The sequence below is a fragment of the Streptomyces sp. NPDC002386 genome (assembly GCF_053593175.1).
This window is the reverse complement of sequence record NZ_JBSFBX010000006.1, coordinates 218734-243146: the sequence shown is the minus strand read 5'-3', so window position 1 is coordinate 243146 and position 24413 is coordinate 218734. Positions and strand designations below refer to the sequence as shown.

The 24413-nt window shown below is 74.0% G+C and carries 13 protein-coding genes; 5 read left to right on the top strand and 8 right to left on the bottom strand.

The genetic code is table 11. The annotated features are described in order from the left end of the window. Positions 1 to 27: 27 nt before the first annotated feature. Positions 28 to 2394 carry a SpoIIE family protein phosphatase gene (locus tag ACWCPN_RS15090; RefSeq protein ID WP_451205737.1) on the top strand — a complete coding sequence of 789 codons (2367 nt, stop codon included), beginning with the start codon at positions 28 to 30 and terminating at the stop codon, positions 2392 to 2394. Between the two features lie 83 nt (positions 2395 to 2477). Here the strand turns inward: ACWCPN_RS15090 and lon are convergent, their stop codons facing one another. Next, a complete protein-coding gene (lon, locus tag ACWCPN_RS15085) occupies positions 2478 to 4898 on the bottom strand; it encodes an endopeptidase La (protein WP_451205733.1) in 2421 nt (806 codons plus the stop codon). A 138-nt stretch (positions 4899 to 5036) separates the two neighbouring features. Here lon and ACWCPN_RS15080 point away from each other — a divergent pair, with 138 nt between their 5' ends. From ACWCPN_RS15080 to ACWCPN_RS15065, 4 genes are all read left to right on the top strand, one after another. Then, positions 5037 to 5714 (top strand): spermidine synthase, encoded by a 678-nt coding sequence (locus tag ACWCPN_RS15080; protein WP_199211974.1) that lies wholly within the window; start codon positions 5037 to 5039, stop codon positions 5712 to 5714. A gap of 109 nt (positions 5715 to 5823) precedes the next feature. Next, on the top strand, positions 5824 to 6564 hold the full coding sequence (locus tag ACWCPN_RS15075) for a response regulator transcription factor (RefSeq protein ID WP_199211973.1): 741 nt from the start codon (positions 5824 to 5826) through the stop codon (positions 6562 to 6564). Then, complete coding sequence (locus ACWCPN_RS15070; RefSeq protein ID WP_451205730.1) at positions 6561 to 7682, top strand: HAMP domain-containing sensor histidine kinase; 1122 nt, start codon at positions 6561 to 6563, stop codon at positions 7680 to 7682. Before ACWCPN_RS15075 ends, ACWCPN_RS15070 begins: the two co-directional genes overlap by 4 nt. Positions 7683 to 7984: 302 nt before the next feature. Beyond that, positions 7985 to 11809: a multifunctional oxoglutarate decarboxylase/oxoglutarate dehydrogenase thiamine pyrophosphate-binding subunit/dihydrolipoyllysine-residue succinyltransferase subunit gene (locus ACWCPN_RS15065; protein ID WP_451205727.1), complete on the top strand. Its 3825-nt coding sequence runs from the start codon at positions 7985 to 7987 to the stop codon at positions 11807 to 11809. A 152-nt stretch (positions 11810 to 11961) separates the two neighbouring features. Here ACWCPN_RS15065 and fxsT read toward each other — a convergent pair whose 3' ends face one another. The 7 genes from fxsT to ACWCPN_RS15030 all read right to left on the bottom strand — a co-directional run bounded on the left by fxsT (position 11962) and on the right by ACWCPN_RS15030 (position 24342). Continuing rightward, positions 11962 to 14964, bottom strand: a complete 3003-nt coding sequence (gene fxsT, locus ACWCPN_RS15060; protein WP_451205724.1) for an FxSxx-COOH system tetratricopeptide repeat protein — start codon at positions 14962 to 14964, stop codon at positions 11962 to 11964. A 74-nt stretch (positions 14965 to 15038) separates the two neighbouring features. After that, positions 15039 to 16328 (bottom strand): aKG-HExxH-type peptide beta-hydroxylase, encoded by a 1290-nt coding sequence (locus tag ACWCPN_RS15055; protein WP_451205721.1) that lies wholly within the window; start codon positions 16326 to 16328, stop codon positions 15039 to 15041. After that, a complete protein-coding gene (locus ACWCPN_RS15050; protein ID WP_392292257.1) occupies positions 16325 to 16597 on the bottom strand; it encodes a hypothetical protein in 273 nt (90 codons plus the stop codon). The genes ACWCPN_RS15055 and ACWCPN_RS15050 overlap by 4 nt, the downstream gene beginning before the upstream one ends. Before the next feature lie 91 nt (positions 16598 to 16688). Further along, positions 16689 to 20123, bottom strand: coding sequence for an SAV_2336 N-terminal domain-related protein (locus tag ACWCPN_RS15045; RefSeq protein ID WP_451205717.1), 3435 nt, complete (start codon positions 20121 to 20123; stop codon positions 16689 to 16691). 7 nt (positions 20124 to 20130) lie between these two features. Continuing rightward, positions 20131 to 21147 carry an AAA family ATPase gene (locus tag ACWCPN_RS15040; RefSeq protein WP_392292255.1) on the bottom strand — a complete coding sequence of 339 codons (1017 nt, stop codon included), beginning with the start codon at positions 21145 to 21147 and terminating at the stop codon, positions 20131 to 20133. Positions 21148 to 21466: 319 nt separating this feature from the next. Next, positions 21467 to 23884 carry a VMAP-C domain-containing protein gene (locus ACWCPN_RS15035; protein WP_451206055.1) on the bottom strand — a complete coding sequence of 806 codons (2418 nt, stop codon included), beginning with the start codon at positions 23882 to 23884 and terminating at the stop codon, positions 21467 to 21469. Positions 23885 to 23931: 47 nt separating this feature from the next. Beyond that, positions 23932 to 24342, bottom strand: coding sequence for a CU044_2847 family protein (locus ACWCPN_RS15030; RefSeq protein WP_365119840.1), 411 nt, complete (start codon positions 24340 to 24342; stop codon positions 23932 to 23934). Positions 24343 to 24413: the final 71 nt, after the last annotated feature.

The window sequence follows — 24413 nt, the reverse complement described above, 5'->3', positions numbered from 1 at the left end:
TGCCGGACAAGGGCGAGATGAGCGGCGATGGAGCGACAGTCGACGTACACGGCCACGGCCACCATCGATGAGCAGGGCGTCCTCACCGGCTGGAGCGAGGGCGCCCGCCGCCTGCTCGGCTACGAGGCCGCGGCGGTCGTCGGCCGGCCGGCCGCCGCGCTGCTCGCCACCGCGGACCGGGCGGCGGTCCGGCACACCCTGGCCGGCCGGGACCGCTGGCACGGCATGGTCGCGCTGCTGCACCAGGACGGCCGGCCTATGGAGCAGGGCCTGCTCGCGCACCGCCGGACCCGGCGCGCCGGGGAGTCCGACTGGCTCGTGGTCACCGCCGTGGCGGACCGGCCGCAGCCGCCCCGCGGCGAGCCGCTGGAGGAGTGGACCTTCATCCAGTCCCCCTTCCCGCTGGCGATCTTCGACACCGAACTGCGGCTGATGCGCGCCAACCGCAGGCTGGAACGGGCGCTGTCCCTGCCCGAGGCGGCGATGCGCGGGCTGCGGCTGACGCACATCGCGCCGGGGCCGGCGCGGGACGAGGCCGAGCGGACCATGCGCCAGGTGCTGGAGACCGGGGAGCCGCGCGAGGTGCAGGCCGTCCTCGGCCCCGACCTCGACCGGCCCACCGTCCTCACCCCGCTCAAGGACGGGACCGGCGCGGTGCGCGCGGTCTGTCTCGCGACCCACCGGCACGACCCCGATCCCGCGGCCCGGCAGCGCGCCCCGGACGAGGCCGCCGCGCGCGATCCCATCGCCCCCGGTCTGGAGCGCACCGCGCGGGAACTGGCGGACGCCGCGGTCCCCCGGCTCGCGGACTTCACGGCCGTCGACCTCTTCGACTCACCACGCGGACCGGGCGGGCCGGAGGAGGCGACCGGCACCCGCCCGCTCGTCCTGCGCCGTGCCGCGGTGCGGGCCGAGTCCGACAACGGCGGCCCGCCGGCCGGGCCCGGGGTGGGCGGGACGGTCGCCTACGAGCCGGGGACGCCGCCCGCCGAGTCCCTGGCCACCGGCCGGTCCGCCCTGCACGACACGTCGGACCCGGTGATCTCGGGGTGGGCGGCCGTGGACCCGGGGGCCGCGTGGCTGAGCACGTCCGGCACCCACTCGCTGATCGTGGTGCCGCTGCTCGCCGAGGGCAGCACGCTCGGCGTCGCCCTGTTCGGCCGCGACCGGCGCACCGAGCCGTTCGGCCCGGAGGACCTGCGGCTCGCCGAGGAGCTGACCGCCCGGGCGGCCACCGGCCTGCACAACGAGCGGCGGTACTCCCGGACGCACGTCACCACCACGGCCGTGCAGCGCAGCCTGCTGCCGCACACCCTGCCCGACCAGGCGGCGCTGGACATCGCCGGCCGCTACCTGCCCGCCGCCACCCGCGCCGGGGTGGGCGGCGACTGGTTCGACGTGATCCCGCTGTCCGGGGCGCGGGTCGCCCTGGTCGTCGGCGACGTCGTCGGTCACGGGACGCGGGCCTCCGCCACCATGGGCCGGCTGCGCACGGCGGTGCGCACCCTGGCCGACGTCGACCTTCCCGCGGACGAGCTGCTCACCCATCTCGACGACCTCGTGCTGCGGCTGGCCGCGGACGAGGGCAGCGCGGACCCGGCCGCCGATGCGGCGGGCGGCATCGGCACCACCTGTCTGTACGCGGTCTACGATCCGGTCTCGCGCCGGTGCACCCTCGCCCGGGCCGGCCATCCCCCGCCCGCCGTGGTCACCCCGGACGGCGCCGTCCGCTTCCTCGACGTGCCCGCCGGTCCGCCGCTCGGCCTCGGCGGGCTGCCGTTCGAGGCCCTGGAGACCGAACTGCCCGAGGGCAGCCTGCTCGCCCTCTACACCGACGGACTGCTCGAAGCCCGCGACCACGACATCGACGAGGCGCTGGACCAGCTGTTCGACGCGCTCGGCCGGCCCGCGCCGACGCTGGACGCGGTCTGCGACCGGGTCCTGACCGAACTGCTCAGCCACCGCCCCGACGACGACGTCGCCCTGCTCGTGGCCCGCACCCGGGCCCTGCACACCGACCGGGTGGCCTCCTGGGAGCTGCCGAGCGATCCCACGGTGGTGGGCCGGGCCCGCAAGTACGCGAGCGACCAGCTCTCGGCCTGGCGGCTGGAGGAGGCCGTCTTCACCACCGAGCTGGTGGTGAGCGAGCTGGTCACCAACGCCATCCGCTACGGCCGGCCGCCCATCCGGCTGCGGCTCATCCACCAGGACTCCACCCTGATCTGCGAGGTCTACGACGCCAGCGGCTCCACCCCGCACATGCGGCGCGCCCGTATCTACGACGAGGGGGGCCGGGGCCTGCTGCTGGTCGCCCAGCTCTCGGAGCGCTGGGGCACCCGGCACGACCGGGTGGGCAAGACGGTGTGGGCGGAGCAGTCGCTCGCCGCGGGCTGAGACGGCGCCGCCCCGCCCTGCGGGCGCGGTGAGGGCCCGGGTCCTGTACGGGACCCGGGCCCTCCCTCATCCGGGGGCGTCCGTCACGCCGCCACCGGAACCTCCGGCTCCGCGCCGCTGGCGGCGGGCGCGAGGGCCAGCTCCAGGACCTGGCGGACGTCGGTCACGGTGTGGACGTCGAGCCGGTCCAGCACCTCGGCCGGGACGTCGTCCAGGTCGGGCTCGTTGCGCTTGGGGATGACCACGGTGGTCACCCCGGCGCGATGGGCGGCGAGCAGCTTCTGCTTCACCCCGCCGATGGGCAGCACCCGGCCGGTGAGCGAGACCTCGCCGGTCATCGCCACGTCGGTGCGGACCAGCCGGCCGGAGAGCAGCGAGGCGAGGGCCGTGGTCATGGTGATGCCCGCGCTCGGCCCGTCCTTCGGGACCGCGCCCGCCGGGAAGTGGATGTGCACGCCCCGGTCCTTCAGGTCGCCCACCGGCAGCTCCAGTTCGGCGCCGTGGCTGCGCAGGAAGCTCAGCGCGATCTGCGCCGACTCCTTCATCACGTCGCCGAGCTGGCCGGTCAGGGTCAGCCCGGCCGCCCCGGTCTCCGGGTCGGCGAGGGACGCCTCCACGAAGAGGACGTCGCCGCCGGCGCCGGTGACCGCGAGGCCGGTCGCCACGCCCGGGACGGAGGTCCGGCGCTCGGCCGGGTCCTGGGCGGACTCGGGCACGTGGTGCGGGCGCCCGATCAGCGCGCGCAGGTCCTCGTCCCGGACCGTGAACGGCAGCTCCCGCTCGCCGAGTTCGTGCTGGGCCGCCACCTTGCGCAGCAGCCGGGCCAGGGACCGCTCGAGGGTCCGCACGCCCGCCTCGCGGGTGTACTCGCCGGCGAGCCTGCGCAGCGCGCCCTCGTCGATCGTGACCTCGTCCCGGTCCAGGCCGGCCCGCTCCAGCTGGCGCGGGAGCAGGTGGTCCCGGGCGATGACGACCTTCTCGTCCTCGGTGTAGCCGTCCAGGCGGACGATCTCCATACGGTCCGCGAGCGCCTCCGGGATGGCCTCCAGGACGTTCGCGGTGGCGAGGAAGACCACGTCGGACAGGTCGAGTTCGACCTCCAGGTAGTGGTCCCGGAAGGTGTGGTTCTGCGCGGGGTCGAGGACCTCCAGCAGGGCCGCCGCCGGGTCGCCGCGGAAGTCGGAGCCCACCTTGTCGATCTCGTCGAGCAGCACCACCGGGTTCATGGACCCGGCCTCCTTGACGGCGCGCACGATCCGGCCGGGCAGCGCGCCGACGTACGTGCGCCGGTGGCCGCGGACCTCGGCCTCGTCCCGTACGCCGCCGAGGGCGACCCGGACGAACTTCCGTCCCATGGCGTGCGCGACGGACTCGCCGAGGCTGGTCTTGCCGACGCCGGGCGGGCCCACGAGCGCCAGCACGGCTCCCCCGCGCCGCCCGCCGATCACGCCCAGGCCGCGCTCACCGCGCCGCTTGCGCACGGCCAGGTACTCGGTGATGCGTTCCTTGACGTCCTCGAGCCCCGCGTGCTCGGCGTCGAGCACGGCCTTGGCGCCCTGGATGTCGTAGGCGTCCTCGGTGCGCTCGTTCCACGGCATCTCCAGGACCGTGTCCAGCCAGGTCCTGATCCACGAGCCCTCGGGCGACTGGTCGCTGGAACGCTCCAGCTTGTCGACCTCCTTCAGGGCGGCCTCGCGGACCTTCTCCGGCAGGTCGGCGGCCTCGACGCGGGCGCGGTAGTCGTCCGACTCCTCGCCGTCGTTCTCGCCGTTCAGCTCGCGCAGTTCCTTGCGGACGGCCTCGAGCTGGCGGCGGAGCAGGAACTCGCGCTGCTGCTTGTCGACGCCCTCCTGGACGTCCTTGGCGATGGTCTCGGCGACGTCCTGCTCGGCGAGGTGGTCGCGCAGCTGCTGGGTGGCGAGCTTCAGCCGGGCCACCGGGTCGGCGGTCTCCAGCAGCTCGACCTTCTGCTCGGTGTTCAGGAAGGGCGAGTACCCGGAGTTGTCGGCGAGCGCGGAGACGTCGTCGATGGCCTGGACCCGGTCTACGACCTGCCAGGCGCCGCGCTTGCGCAGCCACGCGGTGGCCAGGGCCTTGTACTCCTTGACCAGGTCGGCGACCTGGCCGGGCAGGGGTTCCGGCACGGTCTCGTCGATCCGCGCGCCCTCCACCCACAGGGCCGCGCCCGGGCCCGTCGTACCGGCGCCGATGCGCACCCGCCCGCGGCCGCGGATCAGCGCGCCGGGGTCGCCGTCGGCCAGCCGGCCGACCTGCTCGACGGTTCCGAGCACACCGGTCTTCGCGTAGGTGCCGTCGACGCGCGGCACCAGCAGGACCCTGGGCTTGCCGGGCTCCGCACGCGCGGCGGCCTGTGCCGCCTCCACCGCGGCCCGCACCTCGGCGTCGCTCAGATCCAGCGGAACCACCATGCCGGGCAGCACGACCTCGTCGTCGAGCGGCAGCACCGGCAGTACGAGCGTGAACGCCGTGGACTCAGCAGCCATGATCTCCCCTTAGGCAGTCAACTTGAGCTATGCCGACTCAATGTCCGACGCCCCGCGGTTGTTCCCGGCGCACCGTTCGCTGTGAGCGATCACCGGAAATGCGGTGCCCCCGGCGCCGCTTCGGAGCAGGATGGGCGCATGACTGCCGTGCACGACTCCCCCGTGGTCCTGGACCGCCGCGAAGGCCCTTACGGCGAGGTGGTGCTGCGCAGGCACGGCCGGCTGCTGCAGATCATCGCCAACGGCTGCTTCCTGATGGACACCTCCGACGGCCGCTCCGAGCGGCTGCTGGTGGACGCCGCGTACGACGCGCTGGACGGGCGCCCGGCGCCCGAGGTGCTGATCGGCGGGCTGGGCGTGGGGTTCTCGCTCGCCCACGCGGCGGCCGACGGACGGTGGGGCCGGATCACGGTCGCCGAACGGGAGCCCGCCGTCATCGACTGGCACCGCGACGGCCCCCTGGCGGAACTGTCCGCCGAGGCGCTCGCCGATCCGCGCACCCGGATCGTCGAGGCGGATCTCCTCACTTACCTGGAGGAGACATCGGACACGTTCGACGCTTTGTGCCTCGACATCGACAACGGGCCGGGCTGGACCGTCACCGAGGACAACGGCGGCCTCTACGCACCGGCCGGACTCGCCGCGTGCGCAAGGGTGTTGAAGCCCGGCGGGGTGTTTGCAGTATGGTCGGCCGAGCCCTCTCCGGAATTTGAAGGAACCTTGCGGAATGCCGGATTCCGTCAGGTGCGTACCGAAGAGGTCCCCGTTGCCCGGGGCGTTCCGGACGCCGTGCACCTAGCCGTCCGCCCTGGATAGCGACGGCGCGGCCTGTCCCCGTAATGTGCTGCCCTGACGCGGATCATTCAAGCGTCAATCGCAGTCATGGGATCACCCCACTGATTCCGGAAAGCAACAGGGGCGGGCGATGGAGCAGACACACACCTCCCAGACCGGCGCGACCACGACCACCCCCGGCGCACAGCGCCGGGTGCTGGTGGTCGAGGACGATCCCACGATCGTCGACGCCATCGCGGCCCGGCTTCGCGCGGAGGGATTCCTCGTGCAGACCGCGGCCGACGGACCGGCCGCGGTGGACACGGCCGAGGCCTGGCAGCCCGACCTGCTGATCCTCGACATCATGCTGCCCGGCTTCGACGGCCTGGAGGTCTGCCGCCGCGTGCAGGCCCAGCGCCCGGTGCCGGTGCTGATGCTCACCGCGCGCGACGACGAGACCGACATGCTGGTCGGACTCGGGGTCGGCGCCGACGACTACATGACCAAGCCGTTCTCGATGCGGGAGCTGGCCGCGCGGGTGCACGTCCTGCTGCGGCGGGTGGAGCGGGCGGCCGTCGCCGCCTCCACGCCCCGCTCGGGCATCCTGCGGCTCGGCGAGCTGGAGATCGACCACGCGCAGCGCCGGGTACGGGTGCGCTCCGAGGACGTCCACCTCACGCCCACCGAGTTCGACCTGCTGGTCTGCCTGGCCAACACCCCGCGCGCGGTGCTCTCCCGGGAGCAGCTGCTGGCCGAGGTCTGGGACTGGGCGGACGCCTCCGGCACCCGGACCGTGGACAGCCACATCAAGGCGCTGCGCCGGAAGATCGGCGCCGAGCGCATCCGCACGGTGCACGGTGTCGGGTACGCGCTGGAGACGCCGACGCCATGAGCGACGGGCGGGAGGCCGCACGGAGGAGCCCCGGGAACCCCACGGAGGAACCCTGGGGCGGCGTACGCCCGTTCTCGATCAAGACCAAGCTGGGCGCGCTGGTCGTCATCTCGGTGCTGATCACCACAGGTCTGTCGATGATCGCGGTGCACACCAAGACGGAGCTGCGCTTCATCACGGTCTTCTCGATGATCGCCACACTGCTGATAACGCAGTTCGTGGCCCATTCGCTCACCGCCCCGCTGGACGAGATGACCACGGTGGCCCGCTCGATCGCGCAGGGTGACTACACCCGCCGGGTGAGCGAGGGCCGCCGGGACGAGCTGGGCGACCTCGCCGTGACGATCAACGCCATGGCGGACGAGCTGGAGGCCCAGGACCTCCAGCGCAAGGAGCTGGTGGCGAACGTCTCGCACGAGCTGCGCACCCCGATCGCGGGTCTGCGCGCCGTGCTGGAGAACATCGTCGACGGGGTCACCGAGGCCGATCCGGAGACCATGCGGACGGCCCTGAAGCAGACCGAGCGGCTCGGCCGGCTCGTGGAGACCCTGCTGGACCTGTCCCGGCTCGACAACGGCGTCGTACCGCTGAAGACGCGGCGCTTCGAGGTGTGGCCGTACCTGTCCGGCGTGCTGAAGGAGGCCAACATGGTCGCCTCCGCGCGCGCGGGCATCGCCTCGGGCTCCGGCAGCCACACCCGTACGGACGTGCACCTGCACCTCGATGTCTCCCCGCCGGAGCTGACCGCGCTCGCGGACCCCGAGCGCATCCACCAGGTGGTCGCGAACCTGATCGACAACGCGGTCAAGCACAGCCCGCCGCACGGGCGGGTGACCGTGAAGGCGCGGTCCGGCCCGGTGCCGGACTCACTGGAGCTGGAGATCCTGGACGAGGGCCCCGGCATCCCGCGGTCGGAGTGGCATCGCGTGTTCGAGCGGTTCAACCGCGGCGCGGTGACCCGGCCGCACGGTCCGGGCAGCGACGGCGGCACCGGCCTCGGCCTGGCGATCGCGCGGTGGGCCGTCGATCTCCACGGCGGCCGGATCGGAGTGGCCGAATCCGAGCGGGGCTGCAGGATCATCGTCACTCTTCCGGGAGAGACTTCCGTCCGAAGTTGACGTAGGGTCCGAACCGGAACCTCAAGATCCACGAGCGTCCGCGCAGCCGGACACGTGTGATCAGGGGCGGGTCCCGAAGACGCACGCCGACCTGCGGCGCCGGGCCCCGCTCGGCGATCCCGCACACCCACTCGCGCATCCGGAACCACACTTGTTTCCCGCCATATCAAGCCCTGAAACAAGATTTCTGATGTGACTTACGCGACGATGGACGGGCCCGACCTGACCTTCACGGTCTTGGAGGCGTAGCCTTTATTCCCGCTGTCCATAACCTTGTGAAGCGGAAGAGGGCGGTTGCCGCCGTGTCGCCACAGTCCCCCAGTAACTCGAGCATCTCGACCGACGACCAAGCCGGGAAGAACCCCGCCGCGGCGTTCGGTCCCAACGAGTGGCTCGTCGACGAGATCTATCAGCAGTACCTCCAGGACCCGAATTCGGTAGACCGAGCCTGGTGGGACTTCTTCGCCGACTACAAGCCGGGCGCGCCTGCCGCGTCGGCTCCGGCGGGTACTGCGGCCGCGGGGGCCGCAGGGACCACCACTCCGGCTCCCCAGGCCCAGCAGCCCGCGCCGGCCAAGGCCGCTCCCGCGCCGGCGCCGGCCGCCGCTCCGAAGCCCGCCGCGGCCCCGGCCGCCGCTCCGGCGCCCGCGCCCGCCCCCGCGGCGAAGGCGCCGGCCCCCGCTCCGGCCAAGCCGGCGACGCCCGCACAGGCGCCGGCCCAGCCGAAGCCGAAGGCGGCCCCGGCGGCCGAGGCCCCCGAGGGCCCGGAGTACGTGACGCTGCGCGGTCCGTCCGCCGCCGTCGCGAAGAACATGAACGCCTCGCTGGAGCTGCCGACGGCCACCTCGGTCCGCGCGGTGCCGGTGAAGCTGCTGTTCGACAACCGGATCGTCATCAACAACCACCTGAAGCGGGCCCGGGGCGGGAAGATCTCCTTCACGCACCTGATCGGCTTCGCGATGGTGCAGGCCATCAAGGCCATGCCGTCGATGAACTACGCGTTCGGCGAGAAGGACGGCAAGCCGACCCTGGTCAAGCCGCCGCACGTCAACCTCGGTCTGGCCATCGACCTGGTGAAGCCCAACGGCGACCGCCAGCTCGTCGTGGCCGCCATCAAGAAGGCCGAGACGCTGAACTTCTTCGAGTTCTGGCAGGCCTACGAGGACATCGTCCGCCGCGCCCGTGACGGCAAGCTGACGATGGACGACTTCACCGGCGTGACGGTCTCGCTGACCAACCCCGGCGGCCTCGGCACCGTCCACTCCGTGCCGCGTCTGATGCCCGGCCAGTCCGTGATCATGGGCGTCGGCTCCATGGACTACCCGGCCGAGTTCCAGGGCACCAGCCAGGACACGCTGAACAAGCTCGGCGTCTCGAAGGTCATGACGCTCACGTCGACCTACGACCACCGGGTGATCCAGGGCGCCGCCTCCGGCGAGTTCCTCCGCCAGGTCGCGAACCTGCTGCTCGGCGAGAACGGCTTCTACGACGACATCTTCGAGGCGCTGCGCATCCCCTACGAGCCGGTCCGCTGGCTCAAGGACATCGACGCCTCGCACGACGACGACGTCACCAAGGCCGCCCGGGTCTTCGAGCTGATCCACTCCTACCGGGTCCGCGGCCACGTCATGGCTGACACCGACCCGCTGGAGTACCAGCAGCGCAAGCACCCCGACCTGGACATCACCGAGCACGGCCTCACCCTGTGGGACCTGGAGCGCGAGTTCGCCGTCGGCGGCTTCGCCGGCAAGTCGATGATGAAGCTGCGCGACATCCTCGGCGTGCTGCGCGACTCGTACTGCCGCACCACCGGCATCGAGTTCATGCACATCCAGGACCCCAAGCAGCGCAAGTGGATCCAGGACCGCGTCGAGCGCCCGCACTCCAAGCCGGAGCGCGAGGAGCAGCTGCGCATCCTGCGCCGGCTGAACGCGGCGGAGGCCTTCGAGACCTTCCTGCAGACGAAGTACGTGGGCCAGAAGCGCTTCTCGCTGGAGGGCGGCGAGTCCGTCATCCCGCTGCTGGACGCGGTCATCGACTCGGCCGCCGAGTCGCGCCTGGACGAGGTCGTCATCGGCATGGCCCACCGCGGCCGCCTGAACGTCCTCGCCAACATCGTCGGCAAGTCCTACGCGCAGATCTTCCGCGAGTTCGAGGGCAACCTCGACCCGAAGTCGATGCACGGCTCCGGCGACGTGAAGTACCACCTGGGCGCCGAGGGCACCTTCACCGGCCTGGACGGCGAGCAGATCAAGGTGTCGCTGGTCGCGAACCCCTCGCACCTGGAGGCCGTCGACCCGGTCCTCGAGGGCGTCGCCCGCGCCAAGCAGGACATCATCAACAAGGGCGGCACGGACTTCACCGTCCTGCCGGTGGCGATCCACGGCGACGCGGCCTTCGCGGGCCAGGGCGTGGTGGCCGAGACCCTGAACATGTCGCAGCTGCGCGGCTACCGCACCGGCGGCACGGTCCACATCGTCATCAACAACCAGGTCGGCTTCACCGCGGCCCCGGAGTCCTCGCGTTCCTCCATGTACGCGACGGACGTGGCCCGCATGATCGAGGCCCCGATCTTCCACGTGAACGGCGACGACCCGGAGGCCGTCGTGCGCGTGGCGCGGCTCGCCTTCGAGTTCCGCCAGGCGTTCAACAAGGACGTGGTGATCGACCTCATCTGCTACCGCCGCCGCGGTCACAACGAGTCGGACAACCCGGCCTTCACCCAGCCGCTGATGTACGACCTGATCGACAAGAAGCGCTCGGTGCGCAAGCTCTACACCGAGTCCCTGATCGGTCGCGGCGACATCACCCTGGAAGAGGCCGAGCAGGCGCTGCAGGACTACCAGGGCCAGCTCGAGAAGGTCTTCACCGAGGTCCGCGAGGCCACCTCGCAGCCGGCCGCCGGTGACACCCAGGCGCCGCAGGACGGCTTCCCGGTCGCGGTCCCGACCGCGATCTCCGCCGAGGTCGTGAAGCGGATCGCCGAGTCCCAGGTCAACGTCCCCGACCACATCACCGTGCACCCGCGTCTGCAGCCGCAGCTCCAGCGCCGTGCGGCGATGGTCGAGGACGGCACGATCGACTGGGGCATGGGCGAGACCCTCGCCGTCGGCTCGCTGCTGCTGGACGGCACCCCGGTCCGCCTCGCGGGCCAGGACTCCCAGCGCGGCACCTTCGGCCAGCGTCACGCGGTCCTGATCGACCGGAGCACCGGCGAGGAGTACACGCCGCTGCAGTACCTCTCCGAGGACCAGGCCCGCCTGAACGTCTACAACTCGCTGCTCTCCGAGTACGCGGCGATGGGCTTCGAGTACGGCTACTCGCTGGCCCGTCCCGACGCGCTGGTGATGTGGGAGGCCCAGTTCGGCGACTTCGTCAACGGCGCCCAGACGGTCGTGGACGAGTTCATCTCCTCGGCCGAGCAGAAGTGGGGCCAGACGTCCGGCGTCACCCTGCTGCTGCCGCACGGCTACGAGGGCCAGGGCCCGGACCACTCCTCGGCCCGCCCGGAGCGGTTCCTGCAGCTCTGCGCGCAGAACAACATGACGGTCGCGATGCCGACCTCGCCGGCGAACTACTTCCACCTCCTGCGGTGGCAGGTGCACAACCCGCACCACAAGCCGCTGGTCGTCTTCACCCCGAAGTCGATGCTGCGCCTGAAGGCGGCGGCCTCGAAGGCGGAGGAGTTCACCTCGGGCGAGTTCCGTCCGGTCATCGGCGACAGCTCGGTCGACCCGGCGGCGGTCCGCAAGGTCGTCTTCTGCGCCGGCAAGGTCTACTACGACCTGGAGGCCGAGCGGCAGAAGCGCGGCGCCACGGACACGGCGATCATCCGCATCGAGCGCCTGTACCCGCTGCCGGGTGCGGAGCTCCAGGCGGAGGTCAACAAGTACCCGAACGCCGAGAAGTACCTGTGGACGCAGGAGGAGCCGGCGAACCAGGGTGCCTGGCCGTTCATCGCGCTCAACCTGATCGACCACCTGGACCTGGCGGTCGGCGCGGACATCCCGGCCGGCGAGCGGCTGCGGCGCATCTCGCGTCCGCACGGCTCGTCCCCGGCGGTGGGCTCCGCGAAGCGGCACCAGGCCGAGCAGGAGCAGCTCGTGCGTGAGGTGTTCGAGGCGTAGGCCTCCGGCGGTTCAGCCGTGATCGGGCCCGGTGCCGAGTTTCGACTCGGCACCGGGCCCTTTTCGCCTTTTCGGGGGGGGGTGGTTGGGCTTGTGCGCGGCTGCGGGTTGGTCGTAGCAGGTCGCGCAGTTCCCCGCGCCCCTTGGGGCGCTCAGCCCAGGTAGGGCTCGAAGTCCCAGTAGGGGCGGGTTCGTTGGCGGGCCGAGATGGTGTGGGGGTGTTGGGCGCCCAGGGTGCGGGTGAGGCCCAGGAGGCCGTCGTCCTCCAGCTTTCCGGCCTCCTCGTGCTCCCGCGCGGCCCGCAGGTCGGAGGCCAGCGCCACCTGGCAGGAGAGCGTGAGCGGATGCTCGTGCCCCAGCGTGTGCCGGGCCCGGCGAAGGGTCTCCCGGCTCAGCTCCACGGCGTCGGTGATCCGGTCGCCCAGGTTGCGGGCGCTGGCCGCGTTGAGGGCGCAGCCGAGGACCCAGGGGTGGTCGGCGCCGAGGGTGGCGGTGAGGCCCGCGAAGGACGCCTCGAACATGGACAGGGCCTCGGCGCGTTCACCGGCGGCCTGCATGACGAGACCGGTGTTGGAGAGCATGCCGGTGGCGACCGGGTGGGCTGGGCCGAGCAGCGCGCGGTAGCCGGCCTCGGCCCGGTCGATCAGCTCCCGGGCCTGCGCGAGGTCGCCGTGCTCCCGCAGGTAGTTGCCGTAGTTGGTGGTGAAGGCCAGGGTCCGGTAGTGCTCACGGCCGTGCACCTGTGCCAGTTGCTCCAGGAGGTTCGCCATCTCGGGCCCCAGGTCCTGGGTGTGGCCGCCTTCCCGGCGGCGGCACATGACGAGCTGGCCGCGGGCCGAGAGGGTCTGCGGATGCCGTGCGCCGAGGACCTGCAGGCTCAGCCTGACCACGGTCTCCTGACGGGCCAGCGCGTCCCGGTACCGGCCCAGCAGCCGCAGGTCGTGGGCGACGGCGCCGCCGGAGTTGAGGGTGCTGATGTGCCGGGCGCGCAGCACGTTGTCCCGTCGCGCGAGCGTGTCCAGGTCGAGCTCGTACGCCTCCTGGTAGCGGCCGAGCAGCCGCAGTCCGACGCCGTGGTTGTGCCGGGCGATCAGGGCGGGGCCCTCGTCGGGACCGAGGAGTCTGCCGTAGCCGTCGAGTACCTCGCTCTGCAGCTCGTGCGCGTCGTCGTAACGGCCCAGGTGGCGCAGGCTGGCGGCCATGGCGCCCTTGGTGGACAGCTCGGCCAGCTCGGAGGGCGACTCGGCGGCGCCGAGGCGCTGGTGGACGGCGCGGTCGAGCTCGTAGGCGTCGCGGAACCGGCCGCTGGCCCGCAGGATGTTGCTCTCCTGCGTGGTGAGGTCGAGCATGGGCTGGGCGAGCGGGTCCATGATCCGGGACCAGTGGTCGCGGATCCGCCGGGCCAGGTCGAGGCCGCCCTTGTACTCGCCGCTGCGGTAGCAGTAGCGCAGGCAGTTCAGCACGGTCTCCTGGACGCGCGGCTGGGCGCTGCCGAGGGCGCCGGAGGGCTCGAGGTGGGGCAGCAGTTCCGCGTACCGGGGCCAGTTGCGGCTGTCCAGCGGGTTGCCGGGGTCGGCCTGGGCCAGCAGGGTGCGGACCGCCTGGCGGTGCACCACCCGGCTTTCCTCGCTGGTCAGCTTGGAGACGATGTCGTGGACCAGCCGGTGCATGTGGACCGACTCCTGGTGCGGGCCCATCTCGACGCCGACCGGGCCGCGGGTCTCCCGGGTCAGCACCGAGTAGTTGACCAGCGTGTCCAGGGCCCGGGTCCAGGCGGTCAGGTCGCCGGACATCCAGCGCAGTTGCTCGGGCAGGTCGGCGTGCGGGTAGGCGCGGATGAGGCCGAGCGGGATGCGTCCGGGGGCGAACGAGGTGCACAGGCCGAGGATGTCGATGGTCTGCGGCTGGGCGCCGCGCAGCCGGTTGAGCAGTATCGACCAGGACGTCATGGACGACCGCGGGAAGCCCTCGCCGGTGGCGGGCTCGTCCACGGTGGACAGCCGGCGCTCGCGGACCATGCGCAGGTACTCGGGCACCTCCATGCGCGACTCGCCGAGCCAGGAGGCGGCCTGGACGAGCGGCAGTGCCACGTCGCCGAACTCGGCGGCGACCTCGTCGGCCTCGGCGGCGCTGATGTGCGGTGCGCGGCGCAGCAGGTAGGCGGTGGACTCGGCACGCAGGAAGGCGGGGATCTCGAGGATGTCGGTGTGCTCGCCCCAGCCGCGGTTGCGGGAGGTGACGAGGACGTGGCCCGCGCCCTGCGGGAGCAGCGTGTCGACGCCCTCGGTGTCGTCCCAGCCGTCGAAGATCAGCAGCCAGCGGCCGTAGGGCTCGCCCCGGCGCAGCGCCTCCCGGACGGCCCGGATGCGCTCGCCGGGCTCGTTGCCGACCCGCAGGCCGAACTCCACGGCGAGTTCGCCGAGCCGGTCGCGCTGGATGTTGCGGTCGTCGGAGTTGACCCACCACACCACGTCGTAGTCGGTGCTGAACCGGTGCGCGTACTCGGCGGCGAGCTGGGTCTTGCCGATGCCGGACATGCCGAGCAGGGTGCAGACGGCGGCGCCCCGGTCGGCGTCGGCGAGCTGCTGGTGGAGGCTGGTGAGCAGGTCGTCCCGGCCGGTGAAGCGCGGGTTGCGGCGCGGGATCTCGCCCCAGATCTCGCACCGGTTCTCTGGGTAGCGGGCCCGGTGGGCGGTGGGCCGGGGCACCCGGCGGCGCTCCAGGCCGAGCCGGCGCAGCAGCCGCTCCTCGGCGGCCTCCTCGCTCAGGCCCCAGAGGCTGGCCGGTTCGAGGACCGCGGTGGCCGGCAGCAGCGACCGGTTGGTGAGGTTGACGGCGGCGAACCGGACGGCGTTCGCCGCGACGAAGCCGCGCAGGGCGTCGTTCCACTCCCCCGCCGGACGCGGTCCGAGTTCGAAGAACCAGTCGTCGAGGACGAGCAGCACCGGTCCGGAGGCCAGCAGCAGGTCGGCGAGGGAGTCCTCCAGCGGGATCTCGCGCGGGGGGTCCCAGCGTTGCAGCGTGGCCTGGTGCCCGTGGCTCTCCAGGCACTGGGCGATCCAGGCCGCCCAGGCCCGGTGGTAACCGGGGAAGACCACCAGGATGCGTTCGGATGCCGGAGCCCCGTCGCCGCCCGACCGCCGCTGTTCCGCCATCGCACGCTCCCTGTTCCCGCCACCGCACTCTCACGGCACACGCTAACGCACAGAAATTACGCCCCTGCGGAGCGTCACAGCGCATTTTGGGCCGTCACCCCGAGACCGGCGTGGTGGCGTTCCATGCCCTGGACGAACTCCCTTCCCGCTGGGGTCAGTTCATCGGATTCCAGCAGGAGGGACAAGGCCTGCCCCACCTCCTCGCGGAGCGCCTCGAACCGCTCGCCGGCCCGGCGCCGCCACGCCGGGGCGGCCCCGGCGCCGGTGCGCACCCTCCACCACAGGTCGGTGAGCGCCAGATGGGCGTACGCGCCCTGCAGCACGGCCGGGACCGGACGGGGGTCGGGGCGCCAGCCGACCCGGTGCACCGCGCTCCCGCCCGGCCCGCACAGCGGGACCAGCTCGTCCAGGGCCGCCAGCTTGGTGTGGTGGGTCTCGTGCACCAGTGACTCGGCGAGTTCCCGCGCCGTGCCCGGGAGCCGGATCAGCGCGGCGCCGGGCGCGGACCTCAGCGTGGCTCCCATCGGGGTGGCACCGGTGTCCGGGGCGGCCAGCGGTACGACGGCGCGCAGCACGGCGCCGGTCTCGACGGCACGCCGCCCGTCGACCGCGGTCAGCAGGTCGCGGGCGCGACGCCAGCGCCGGGCCCAGGTGCCCCAGGGGCAGTCGGGGCGGTCGGCGGCACGCAGTGATCCCGGTCCGGTACCGGGTGAGGGCGTCCGGTAGGGGTCGAGGTCGTCGAGGCGTACGGTGCCGCCGGGCAGCGTGCGCAGCGCGCTCCAGCCGGTCCCGTCGCCGGTGGCGCGGGACGCGCCGGGCCCCGGCCGCGCCGCCGGGTGCGGCAGCACCGCCTCGGCGTGCCCGCCGTCGTCCGCGATCCGCGTCCCGCCCGGTCCGCCGCCCAGCCGGACCCGGCCCGACGGGCAGCGCAGCACGCCGAGGCCGGGCAGCACCAGCAGCCCGGTGGGCACGGTCAGCGTCCCGGTCACGGTGTGGCCCGCGCGGACGGCCGCGGCGACGGCGACTCCGGCCAGGTGGGCCAGTTGCCGTTCGAACGCGGCGCCCTGGGGCGCGGCGAGCGCGGCGGCCAGCCAGGTGCCGGTCGTCGGGTAGTCGAGCACCTCGCGCACCTCGGCGGGGCCGGTCCGTTCCGCGGCCGCCAGCAGCGCCCAGGCCCGTTCGAAGTCCCGGCGGGCGACGGGGCCGAGGAGCCCGCGCTGCCGGTCGGTGCGCACCAGGAGGGACTTGAGGAGCAGCATGCGACGCGCGTGGATGGCGGCACGCAGTGTCTGCGTGCTCCGCGGTGCGGGGCGGGTGCCGGCGAGCGCCCCGAGGACCTCGGCGGGTATCGGCGCCGGGGTCATCTCCGCTCGTCCGGGAGCCGGCCGGGTTCGGCGAGTCCGGCCGAAAACATATCCACGGCGGACGGCTGCACCTCGCCCTCGCCCTCTCCGCTGTGCCAGACCTGCTGGCACCCGGTGGCATCGCGCAGGACCCGGTCGACGGCGGCGGTCAGGGCGGGATCATCGAGAAACCGCAGGGTACGCAGGTCGACATCGGTGAGGTCGGGCAGGCGCGCGGCACGCCCGGTGTCCCGACCGGGGGCGGCCACCCCGCTCCACTGCTCCGCCACACTCGGCTCCTCCCCGCCCGCGAACGGCCCGCTCCGTCGCCATGGCTGCCCAGTTCTTCCCGACAGCCCGGAAGTGGAAACCCTGACCAGATCAACTCCGGTCAAGTTCTGACCAGTTCGCCCACTCTTCGGTCCACGGCCACCAGGGCGGAGCGACCCGCTCCCATTCCTCGTCCGGCAGTCCCCGTACCGCACGCGCCGGTCCCTCCCCCGTCGTCGGCTCCGCCTGCGCCCGCCGGGTCAGCTCGACGTCCGCCCAGTCGACCGGGCGCAGCGCGCCGGCCAGCCGCTGCCACTGCTCCCGGGCCGCCTGGTAGGCCCCGCGCGCCGCGGCGGGCCGGCCCATCAGGGCGAGCACCGCTCCGCTGCCGTGCCGCGCCCGGGCGGAGGTCACCGAGCCCGGGTCCTCCCCGTACGCGGCCCGCGCCTCCCGCTCCGCGTTCTCGTACGCCTGGAGGGCGTCCACCAGCACCGGTGCCCCGGCCCGGCGCCAGCCCTCCAGCCGCACCCGCCCCAACTGCAGCCAGACCTCGGCCCGTACGGCGGCGTCGGCGGCCGCGCGCACCGCCTGGCCGAGCAGGTGCCGGCTCTCGAACAGGTCGGGCAGGAAACCGAGGTGGCGGAAGCGCTGGGCGAGCGCGCTGCCGACCAGGCCCTGCAGCCGTCCGCGGTGCGCGGACCGGGCGGGCAGCGCCTGCAGCGCCTCGCGCAGTACGTACTCGGCCCGGTCCACGATCGTCGCGCCGTCGCGCGCCGAGGCCCGCCGCAGCAGTGACTCGCCCCAGGAGGTGAGGAGCCGGCAGCGCAGGGCGCCGTCGGCGGGGGCGAGCAGCGCGGCCCGCTCGTAGGCCTCGTCGGCCTCCGGGGCCTCGCCCGCCGCGTCGTGGAAGGCGGCCAGCGCGGCGAGGCTGGGCAGCAGCAGAGCGGGGTCGTCCCCGGCGGCCCGCCGGGCCCGCAGCAGTGCCTGCCGGGTCTCGCCGTCCTCGGCCCCGGCCTCCCGCGACGCCCGTGCCAGGTCGAGCAGGGCGGGCGCGCGCACGGTGTCGGGGGCCCGCTCCAGGTCCAGCGTCGCGCAGGCCTCCCGGAGTTCGCCGATGGCGGCGGCGGGGTGCCGCAGGTCGAGCAGGATCCGGCCGCGCAGCAGCAGCCGGGAGCGGTGGGCGGTGACGGGCCAGGGCACCTGGCCGGCGTCCGCGGGCGCGCGGTGCGGTGTCGCGATCGCGCCACGAGCCGTCCCGTCCGCGTCAGCCGCCGCACCCGGGTCCGTACCGTCCGCCGCCCCGTCCCGCGTGTCCGGGCCGGGCCGGGCACTCTCTCCGCTGCCGTCGGGCGGGGCGGAGGCGTCCTGGTCGTCCGGATGCGCGGCGCGGGACCAGGCACGTGCCCGTTCGGTCAGGAACGGCCAGGGGGCGGCCTCGGCGTCCAGGACGTCCAGGGCGGCGCCGAGTTGCCCGCTCTCCGCCGTCAGTCGCCACAACTCCCGGCGACAGGAGGCCAGTTCCAGGGCGGCGTCGGCACGTTCGCGGCTGCCGGCGCCGGCCGCGGCGTGCGCGGCGGCGAGTTCGGCCGCCGCCTCGCGCAGCAGCTCGGCGCGGCGTCCGGCCGTGCGCGCGGCCGCCGTGCCCGCCTCGGCGCGCAGGATGCGGCCGAGGACCAGGTGGGGCCGGACGGCGGCGCCGGTGCCCGGGAGGCCCGTGGGGGCGGGGGCGGTCGCCGCCCGGGCCTGTTCGCGGGCGCGGCGCAGCACCTCCGGGTCGGCCAGGTGGTGCCACTGGTCGAGCAGCCGTTCGGCCTCGGTGAGCGGGTCGGGCGTGACGAGGTCGGGCAGGTAGAAGCGCAGGACGCGGGCCGGGATCCGGGCGAACAGCTCGGCCTCGACACTGCCGCCCTCCTCCGGCGGGACGCCGTCCGGTGAGAGCCGGCCGGCGCCCGCGGACGGGTCGTGGTCGGCGAGCCGGGCGGCGGCGAGGGCGGCGAAGTTGCGGGTGCCCCGGCCGAAGTGCCGTTCCACGTAGGCCGAGCAGTGTTTGAGGACGAGCCCGGCGGTGTCCTGGTCGAGGGAGGACAGCAGCAGGTTCTGCACCCGGCCCGAGTAGGCGAAGCAGGGCTGTTCCCCGGTGCCGGGGAGCTGCCTGAGCAGCCCGCCGAGCAGCACCTCGGCCAGCTCCATGGGCCCGGTGTCCGGCAGCATCGCCCGCTGGACCAGTTGCATCACGGGCAGGGTGAGGGGGGCCGCGGCCAGATAGACCGCCAGTCGTACGGCACCGGGCGAGGCTCCGGCGCGGAAGGCCCGCAGCAACTCGTCGTCGCTGAGCGGCTCGTCGTGCGCGTGCGCCCGGTCGCCGCCGTGCGGATCACCGTCGGCGTGCGGATCGCCGTCGCCGTGCGGGGCCGCGCCGGCGGAGGCCGTGGGCGCCGGGGCCGCAGCCGGCTGGGTGAGCGCCGCCCAGGCCCGCTCGGTGACGGGGCCGCTGCCGCCGAGCAGCCGGGCGAAGGCCTCGAAGGCCTCCGGGGTGGGCTGCAGCACCGGTACCGGCCTGGCGCGCGGCGCCGGTTCCTCCCAGGGTTCGTCGTCGGGTTCGAAGGCCAGCCGCCCGGCCACCCCGGCGGGGCGCATCAGCAGGCCCGGCTCGGCGGGCAACCCGGTACGGCCCCACAGCCGGGGCGGCAGCGGCTGGACGACGGCCAGCGGGGCGGTGCGCGGCCACTGGTGCAGCAGCCGCTGCGCGCTGCCGTTCTGCCACAGCGGGCCCACGCAGTCGCTGATGACGAAGGTGAGCCGGCGGCCGGTGGGATCGTGCAGTTCGTCCGCCGGGCGCAGCCGGGTGTGCCGTCCGGGACCGGCGGTCGTACCGACCAGGAGCGCACCGGAGTCGTCGGCGTAGAGGTGGTGGACGCGGACCGAGGCGAACGCGCCGGACTGCTGGCAGGCCTGCCGCAGCTCCTCGACCAGTTGTCCCCAGACGGCCATGTTGGGGCCGGTGTCCATGAGCAGCTGGACGTCGCAGCGCCGGCGGCGGCCGGGCCGGGTGACCGGGAGCAGGATGCCGCTGGCGGCGGCCCGCTCGGCGGTGGCCTCCTCGTCGATCCGCTCGTCCCGGGGCGGGGCCGCGGCGACCTGGTAGCGGCCGAGGGCGCGCAGTGCCTTCTCCAGGCCGAGCAGCCCGGGCAGGGCGCCGGCGGCGGGAGCCCGGACGGGAAGGCGGGTGGGCGTGCGGCCGTCGCCGTGCGGGCGCGCCGGGAGGCCGGGGGTGAGCAGGGGCACCGGGGCGGCGGGGGCGTCCGCCCGGGGCCGGGACGGTTCGGCGGCCGGCGTCTCCGCGCCGGCCGCGGCGGGTGCCGCCTCCGGCCCGGCGGCCGGCGGGTCCGCCGGGCCGGTGCCGGGCTGCCGGGCGGGCGCGTCGCGGGGCGGGGCGGCGCCGAGCCGCCGTGCCAGCCAGAGGGCGTCGGCCACGTCCTCCGCGGTGAGGTCGAGCCCGCCCTGGCGCAGCTTGCCGATCAGCTCGTCCAGGTGCATCCCGGGCATCCGCCCCTCACCTCGTACGGTCGAGCGGCTGCATGAGCATCTCGGCGATCCGCTCCCGGGTGAGGCTCTGCGCGCGCGGGTCGTGGCGGGTGAGGAAGAGGGCGTTGAGGAGCTGGTCGGCGGCGAGCACCTCGCCGGGTTCGCGCTCCAGGAACCTGCGGATGAGATCGGCACCGCCGGCGACACCGTCCGTGCCGAGGTGCGCCTCGACCATGGCGGTGAGCTGCTCCTCGCCGGGCGGGTCGAGCTCCAGCTGGATGCAGCGCCGCAGCAGCGGGGCGGGGAAGTCGCGCTCGCCGTTGGAGGTCAGGACGATCACCGGGAAGGCGGTGCAGGCGATCCGCCCGCCGTGCACGGCGACCCGGTCGCCGTCGTGGGTGAGCACCTCGACGACGGGCTCGCGGTCGGCCAGCCGCTCCAGCTCGGGGATGGAGAACTCGCCTTCCTCCAGGGTGTTGAGCAGGTCGTTGGGCAGGTCGAGGTCGCTCTTGTCCAGTTCGTCGATGAGCAGCACGCGGGGCTGCCCGGCGGGCAGCAGGGCGGTGCCGAGCGGGCCGAGCCGGATGTAGGAGCCGATGCCGGGCGCGGCCGTGTCGCCCTCGCCGCCGCGGGCCCGTTCGAGCTGGACGTCCTGGAGGCGGCCGATGGCGTCGTACCGGTACAGCCCGTCCTGGAGGCCGGTGCGGCTGACGATGGGCCAGCGCAGCACCTTGCCCAGCCCGAGTTCATGGGCGATGGCGTACGCCAGGGTCGACTTGCCCGTGCCCGGGTTGCCGGTGACCAGGAGCGGCCGACGCAGGTACAGGGCCGCGTTGACCGCGTCCACCTCGGCCGGCCGGGGCGCGTAGCTCTCCACCAGACGGCGGCGGACACCGAGCCGGCGGGCGCTGCTGGGGTCCTCGGAACCATCCCCCGTGTCATCGCGCCGGGAGGCCGTGAAGTCACGCCAGGGCGGCGGGGGCGGCAACCGCCGCATGCCGTCGTGCGGCTGACCCACTCCGCTGTAGATCCGCCAGTCGTTCACCTTGGGCTCCTCCCAAATCCGGTGATCATGCAGCGGGCCCGGTCATTTGACCCACGAGGCTACCGTCAGGCGGCCGTGTCTGCCGAGGTTCGAGCGGCCCGGCGTTCACTTCGGGCCTCCCAACAGCTCTGTCGCGAACAGGGTTTGACGGGGGGTCCGGGAGTGGCGGACGGATCGGCCGCGAGGCGGGCGCCCGGGTCGGGCGTCGGGTCGGCCTCCGGCCGGGCCGGTCCGGGGGCGGTCCGGCCGCCCGGGGTCCGGCCGCCCGGCCGTCCGCCGGACCCACCCGGCGGATCCGTGCGCCGGGTCTGCCGTCGGGTCAGCCGTCGGGAGCGGCCAGCGGCGGTGGCCGCATCGTCCCGGCGGCACGCGGCGGGCGGTCCGGCGGATCGACCAGCACGGCCAGCTTCCCGCGCAGGCCCCGGGCCCGGGCCGACTCGGGGTCGTACAGCCGGATGCGCAGGTCACGCACCGGTTCGTGCAGGCCCTCGGCGTGCCGGGCGGCGCCCACCGCATGGGCGGCCTGCTCGTAGAAGTCCTTGCATTCGTCGTGATCGTGCCGGTCCCGGCGCCACAGCACCACCGGATGGCCCGCCATCAGCGCGTCCCTCATCGCCGCCTGCCCCTCCCCGCTCGCCACCGGGCCGCAGTAGACCGCGACACAGGTGTCGTCCAGCGCCGACAGCGTGCCGTAGTACAGGTACCGGCTTCCGGAGCGGGGCGCGGCGACGTGGCCGTCGGCCGGGGCCCGGCCGTGCAGCGGCTCGTGCGTGAGCGGCCCCCGGGTCACCCCCCGCCAGCGCCTGCGCCACTCCGGGGAGGGCGGGCGCTCACTGCGCCGCAGGTCCCGGATGACGACGGTCCGGCGCATCCCGAGCGGCATGGACCGCTCGTCCACGAAGTCGTCGTCCTCGTCGTCATCGTCCTCGTGGCCCTCGACGTTCCGGTCGTCGGGGCCGCGGGCGCCGCCGTGGCCGCGGTCGAGGCCGCCGTGGCCGTCGCGTAGGGCTCCGGGGTGATCGGGCAGCAACTGCCATTCGTCCACCGGCAGGTCGAACAGCTTGCGCGGCAGGAAGATCTCGATCCCGGCCAGGTGCTCGCCGTGGTCCCCGAGGTCCAGCGCACGGTCGAGCGGCTCGCGCAGCACCGCCGCGAGCTCGTCGACGCGCACCCCCCGGTCGTCGGCGGCGACCGGGGTGACGTCGAGGCCGTCGTGGATCAGCTCCACGCTCCAGGGGTGCAGACCGCCGTACATGGACGCGCCGATCCGGACGAGCACGTCGGTACGGCCGGTGGCCACCACGTCGGCGGTGACGGCCGGAGCGTCGGGGGCGGCCCGGGGTTCCGGGATGAACGGGGGCTCCGACACGGCCCGGGGCACTGACACGGCCGGGAGCGCGGGCGCGACCGAGGGCGCGGATGGGGCCTGGAGTTCGACGGCGGGGGGCGGCACGGTCGCGGGGGCGGTCGCGGCAGCGGTCACGGGCGTGATGGCGGCGGTGCGGCCGACGCCCGCCCCTCCGTCCGGCCCTCCGTCCGTGACTCCTTCCCGCCCTCCGTCCGTGACTCCTTCCCGCCCTTCGTCCGCCTCCCGGCCGTCGATCCCGCTGAGCAGTCCCCTGATGGCACCGCTCACCGCCCAGTGCCGGTGCCGGCCGGCCTGCGCGCCGAGCCAGTCGGTGAACGCGCCGAGCCGGGCCGGGTCGATCTCACCGGGACGCTCCCGCGCCGCCTTCCGCACGACCTTCGCCGCGTACAGCAGGACGGCGTCGAGATCGACCAGCGTCCCGCCGCCCTCTTCGTCCAGGGTGCGCAGTCCGTACAGCAGGGCCGCGCCCTCCCGCCAGGTCCGCACGTTCCGGGGCACCAGGGAGCGCAGCCGTTCACCGCGCACCCGCTCCTTGACCTCCTCCACCAGGTGGACGATCTCGCCGGCTCCGGCGGGCGGCGGCAGCTCGGCGAGGTGGCCGTAGAGCCGGGCGCGGAGTTCGGCGGTGATCCCGGAGACCGGCGGCGCGAGCGCGGGCAGCGTGGCCTGGAGGGTGGTCCAGTTCGCGTACGGCGACGGGTCGTCCAGGAGGCGGAGATGGTGCCGGTCGTGCGCACGCAGCACCTCGCGCAGGACGCCGGACGTGTCGCGCCGGTCCAGCAGCTCGTGCAGCGCGGTGACCGGGACGGCGACGCCCTCCTCCCGTCGGCGGCCCTTGATCACGCCGACGACCGAGCCGAGCCGCAGGTCGAGCACGGGCCCGCCGGACAGGCCGCCGATCGGCAGGCTGCCGCCGAGCAGCAGCGCGCGGGCGTCGGAACCCGCGAGTTCGCCGGTGCCGTGCCGGACGCCCAGCTCGCCTGTCTGCAGGGACCAGCCGTACAGCCCGATCGGGGTGCGGGCGCCGGGCTCGCGGTCGCCCAGCCAGAGGCACCGCACGTCGTCCGCGCCTTCCACCCGGACGAGCGCGAGGTCGGGGAACGGCCAGGGGTCACGGAGCGACTCCGGCTCCTCGGGCCGGGGGGCCAGGAGTACGGCCGTCCCGGTGCCCGAGCGCTCCTCCCAGGCGTCGGTGGCGGTGGGTTCGGTGGTGCGTTCCTGCCAGGTCACGCGTAAGGCGCGCTGTCCTCGGCACACCGCGGCCCCCCCCTTCCCCACGACGTGGGCGCAGGTCAACAGCCAGCCCGGGGCTATGAAGAACCCCGATCCCCAGTACGGGTCACGGTCCGTTGCATACCCGTCACCCATCGCGCCGATGCGCGCGAGCGAGGGGCGCACCATCTCGTCGAAGGCGCTCATGCGGAGCCGGTGGCCGGCGGGCGAGGCGGTGCGGCCGCGGCGCCGGGTGCCGCGGGATCCGCGCCGTCCGCGGCCGTCGCCGGTTCGGTCCAGGTCAGGGACACCGTCAGGGACGACGTGCCGCCGCCCTGCGCTATGGCGCTCACGATCCTGCCCGACTGCGCCGTCAGTTCGATCCCGAAGCTGACGGACACCTCGACCGCGGCGGGCGTGTCGAGACCGGCGCGCAAGGAGCGCACGACGCCGCCGACCGTGCCGGCCAGCCCGCCCGCCATGTCGACGACGCGGTCACCGAGTCCCGTGTCCCAGTAGCCGCCCTCGTCGAGCGCCTCCCCGTCCCGTCCGCCGATCCTGGCCCAGACGACCGTTCCGTCGTCGAGCCGTACGCGTTCGACTCCTCCACCCATGACGCCCCCGTTCACCGAATGGGAGAAGAAGGCTAACTCCGGTGACAGGTGAGGGGGAGGGGCGAAACGGA

Coding starts and splice junctions, on each gene's coding strand:
- ACWCPN_RS15080 (WP_199211974.1), top strand. CDS start 5,037: ATGACTGCCGTGCACGACTCCCCCGTGGTCCTGGACCGCCGCGAAGGC.
- ACWCPN_RS15075 (WP_199211973.1), top strand. CDS start 5,824: ATGGAGCAGACACACACCTCCCAGACCGGCGCGACCACGACCACCCCC.
- ACWCPN_RS15055 (WP_451205721.1), bottom strand. CDS start 16,328: ATGACCCCGGCGCCGATACCCGCCGAGGTCCTCGGGGCGCTCGCCGGC.
- ACWCPN_RS15030 (WP_365119840.1), bottom strand. CDS start 24,342: ATGGGTGGAGGAGTCGAACGCGTACGGCTCGACGACGGAACGGTCGTC.
- fxsT (WP_451205724.1), bottom strand. CDS start 14,964: ATGGCGGAACAGCGGCGGTCGGGCGGCGACGGGGCTCCGGCATCCGAA.
- ACWCPN_RS15035 (WP_451206055.1), bottom strand. CDS start 23,884: ATGGGTGACGGGTATGCAACGGACCGTGACCCGTACTGGGGATCGGGG.
- ACWCPN_RS15070 (WP_451205730.1), top strand. CDS start 6,561: ATGAGCGACGGGCGGGAGGCCGCACGGAGGAGCCCCGGGAACCCCACG.
- lon (WP_451205733.1), bottom strand. CDS start 4,898: ATGGCTGCTGAGTCCACGGCGTTCACGCTCGTACTGCCGGTGCTGCCG.
- ACWCPN_RS15090 (WP_451205737.1), top strand. CDS start 28: ATGGAGCGACAGTCGACGTACACGGCCACGGCCACCATCGATGAGCAG.
- ACWCPN_RS15045 (WP_451205717.1), bottom strand. CDS start 20,123: ATGCCCGGGATGCACCTGGACGAGCTGATCGGCAAGCTGCGCCAGGGC.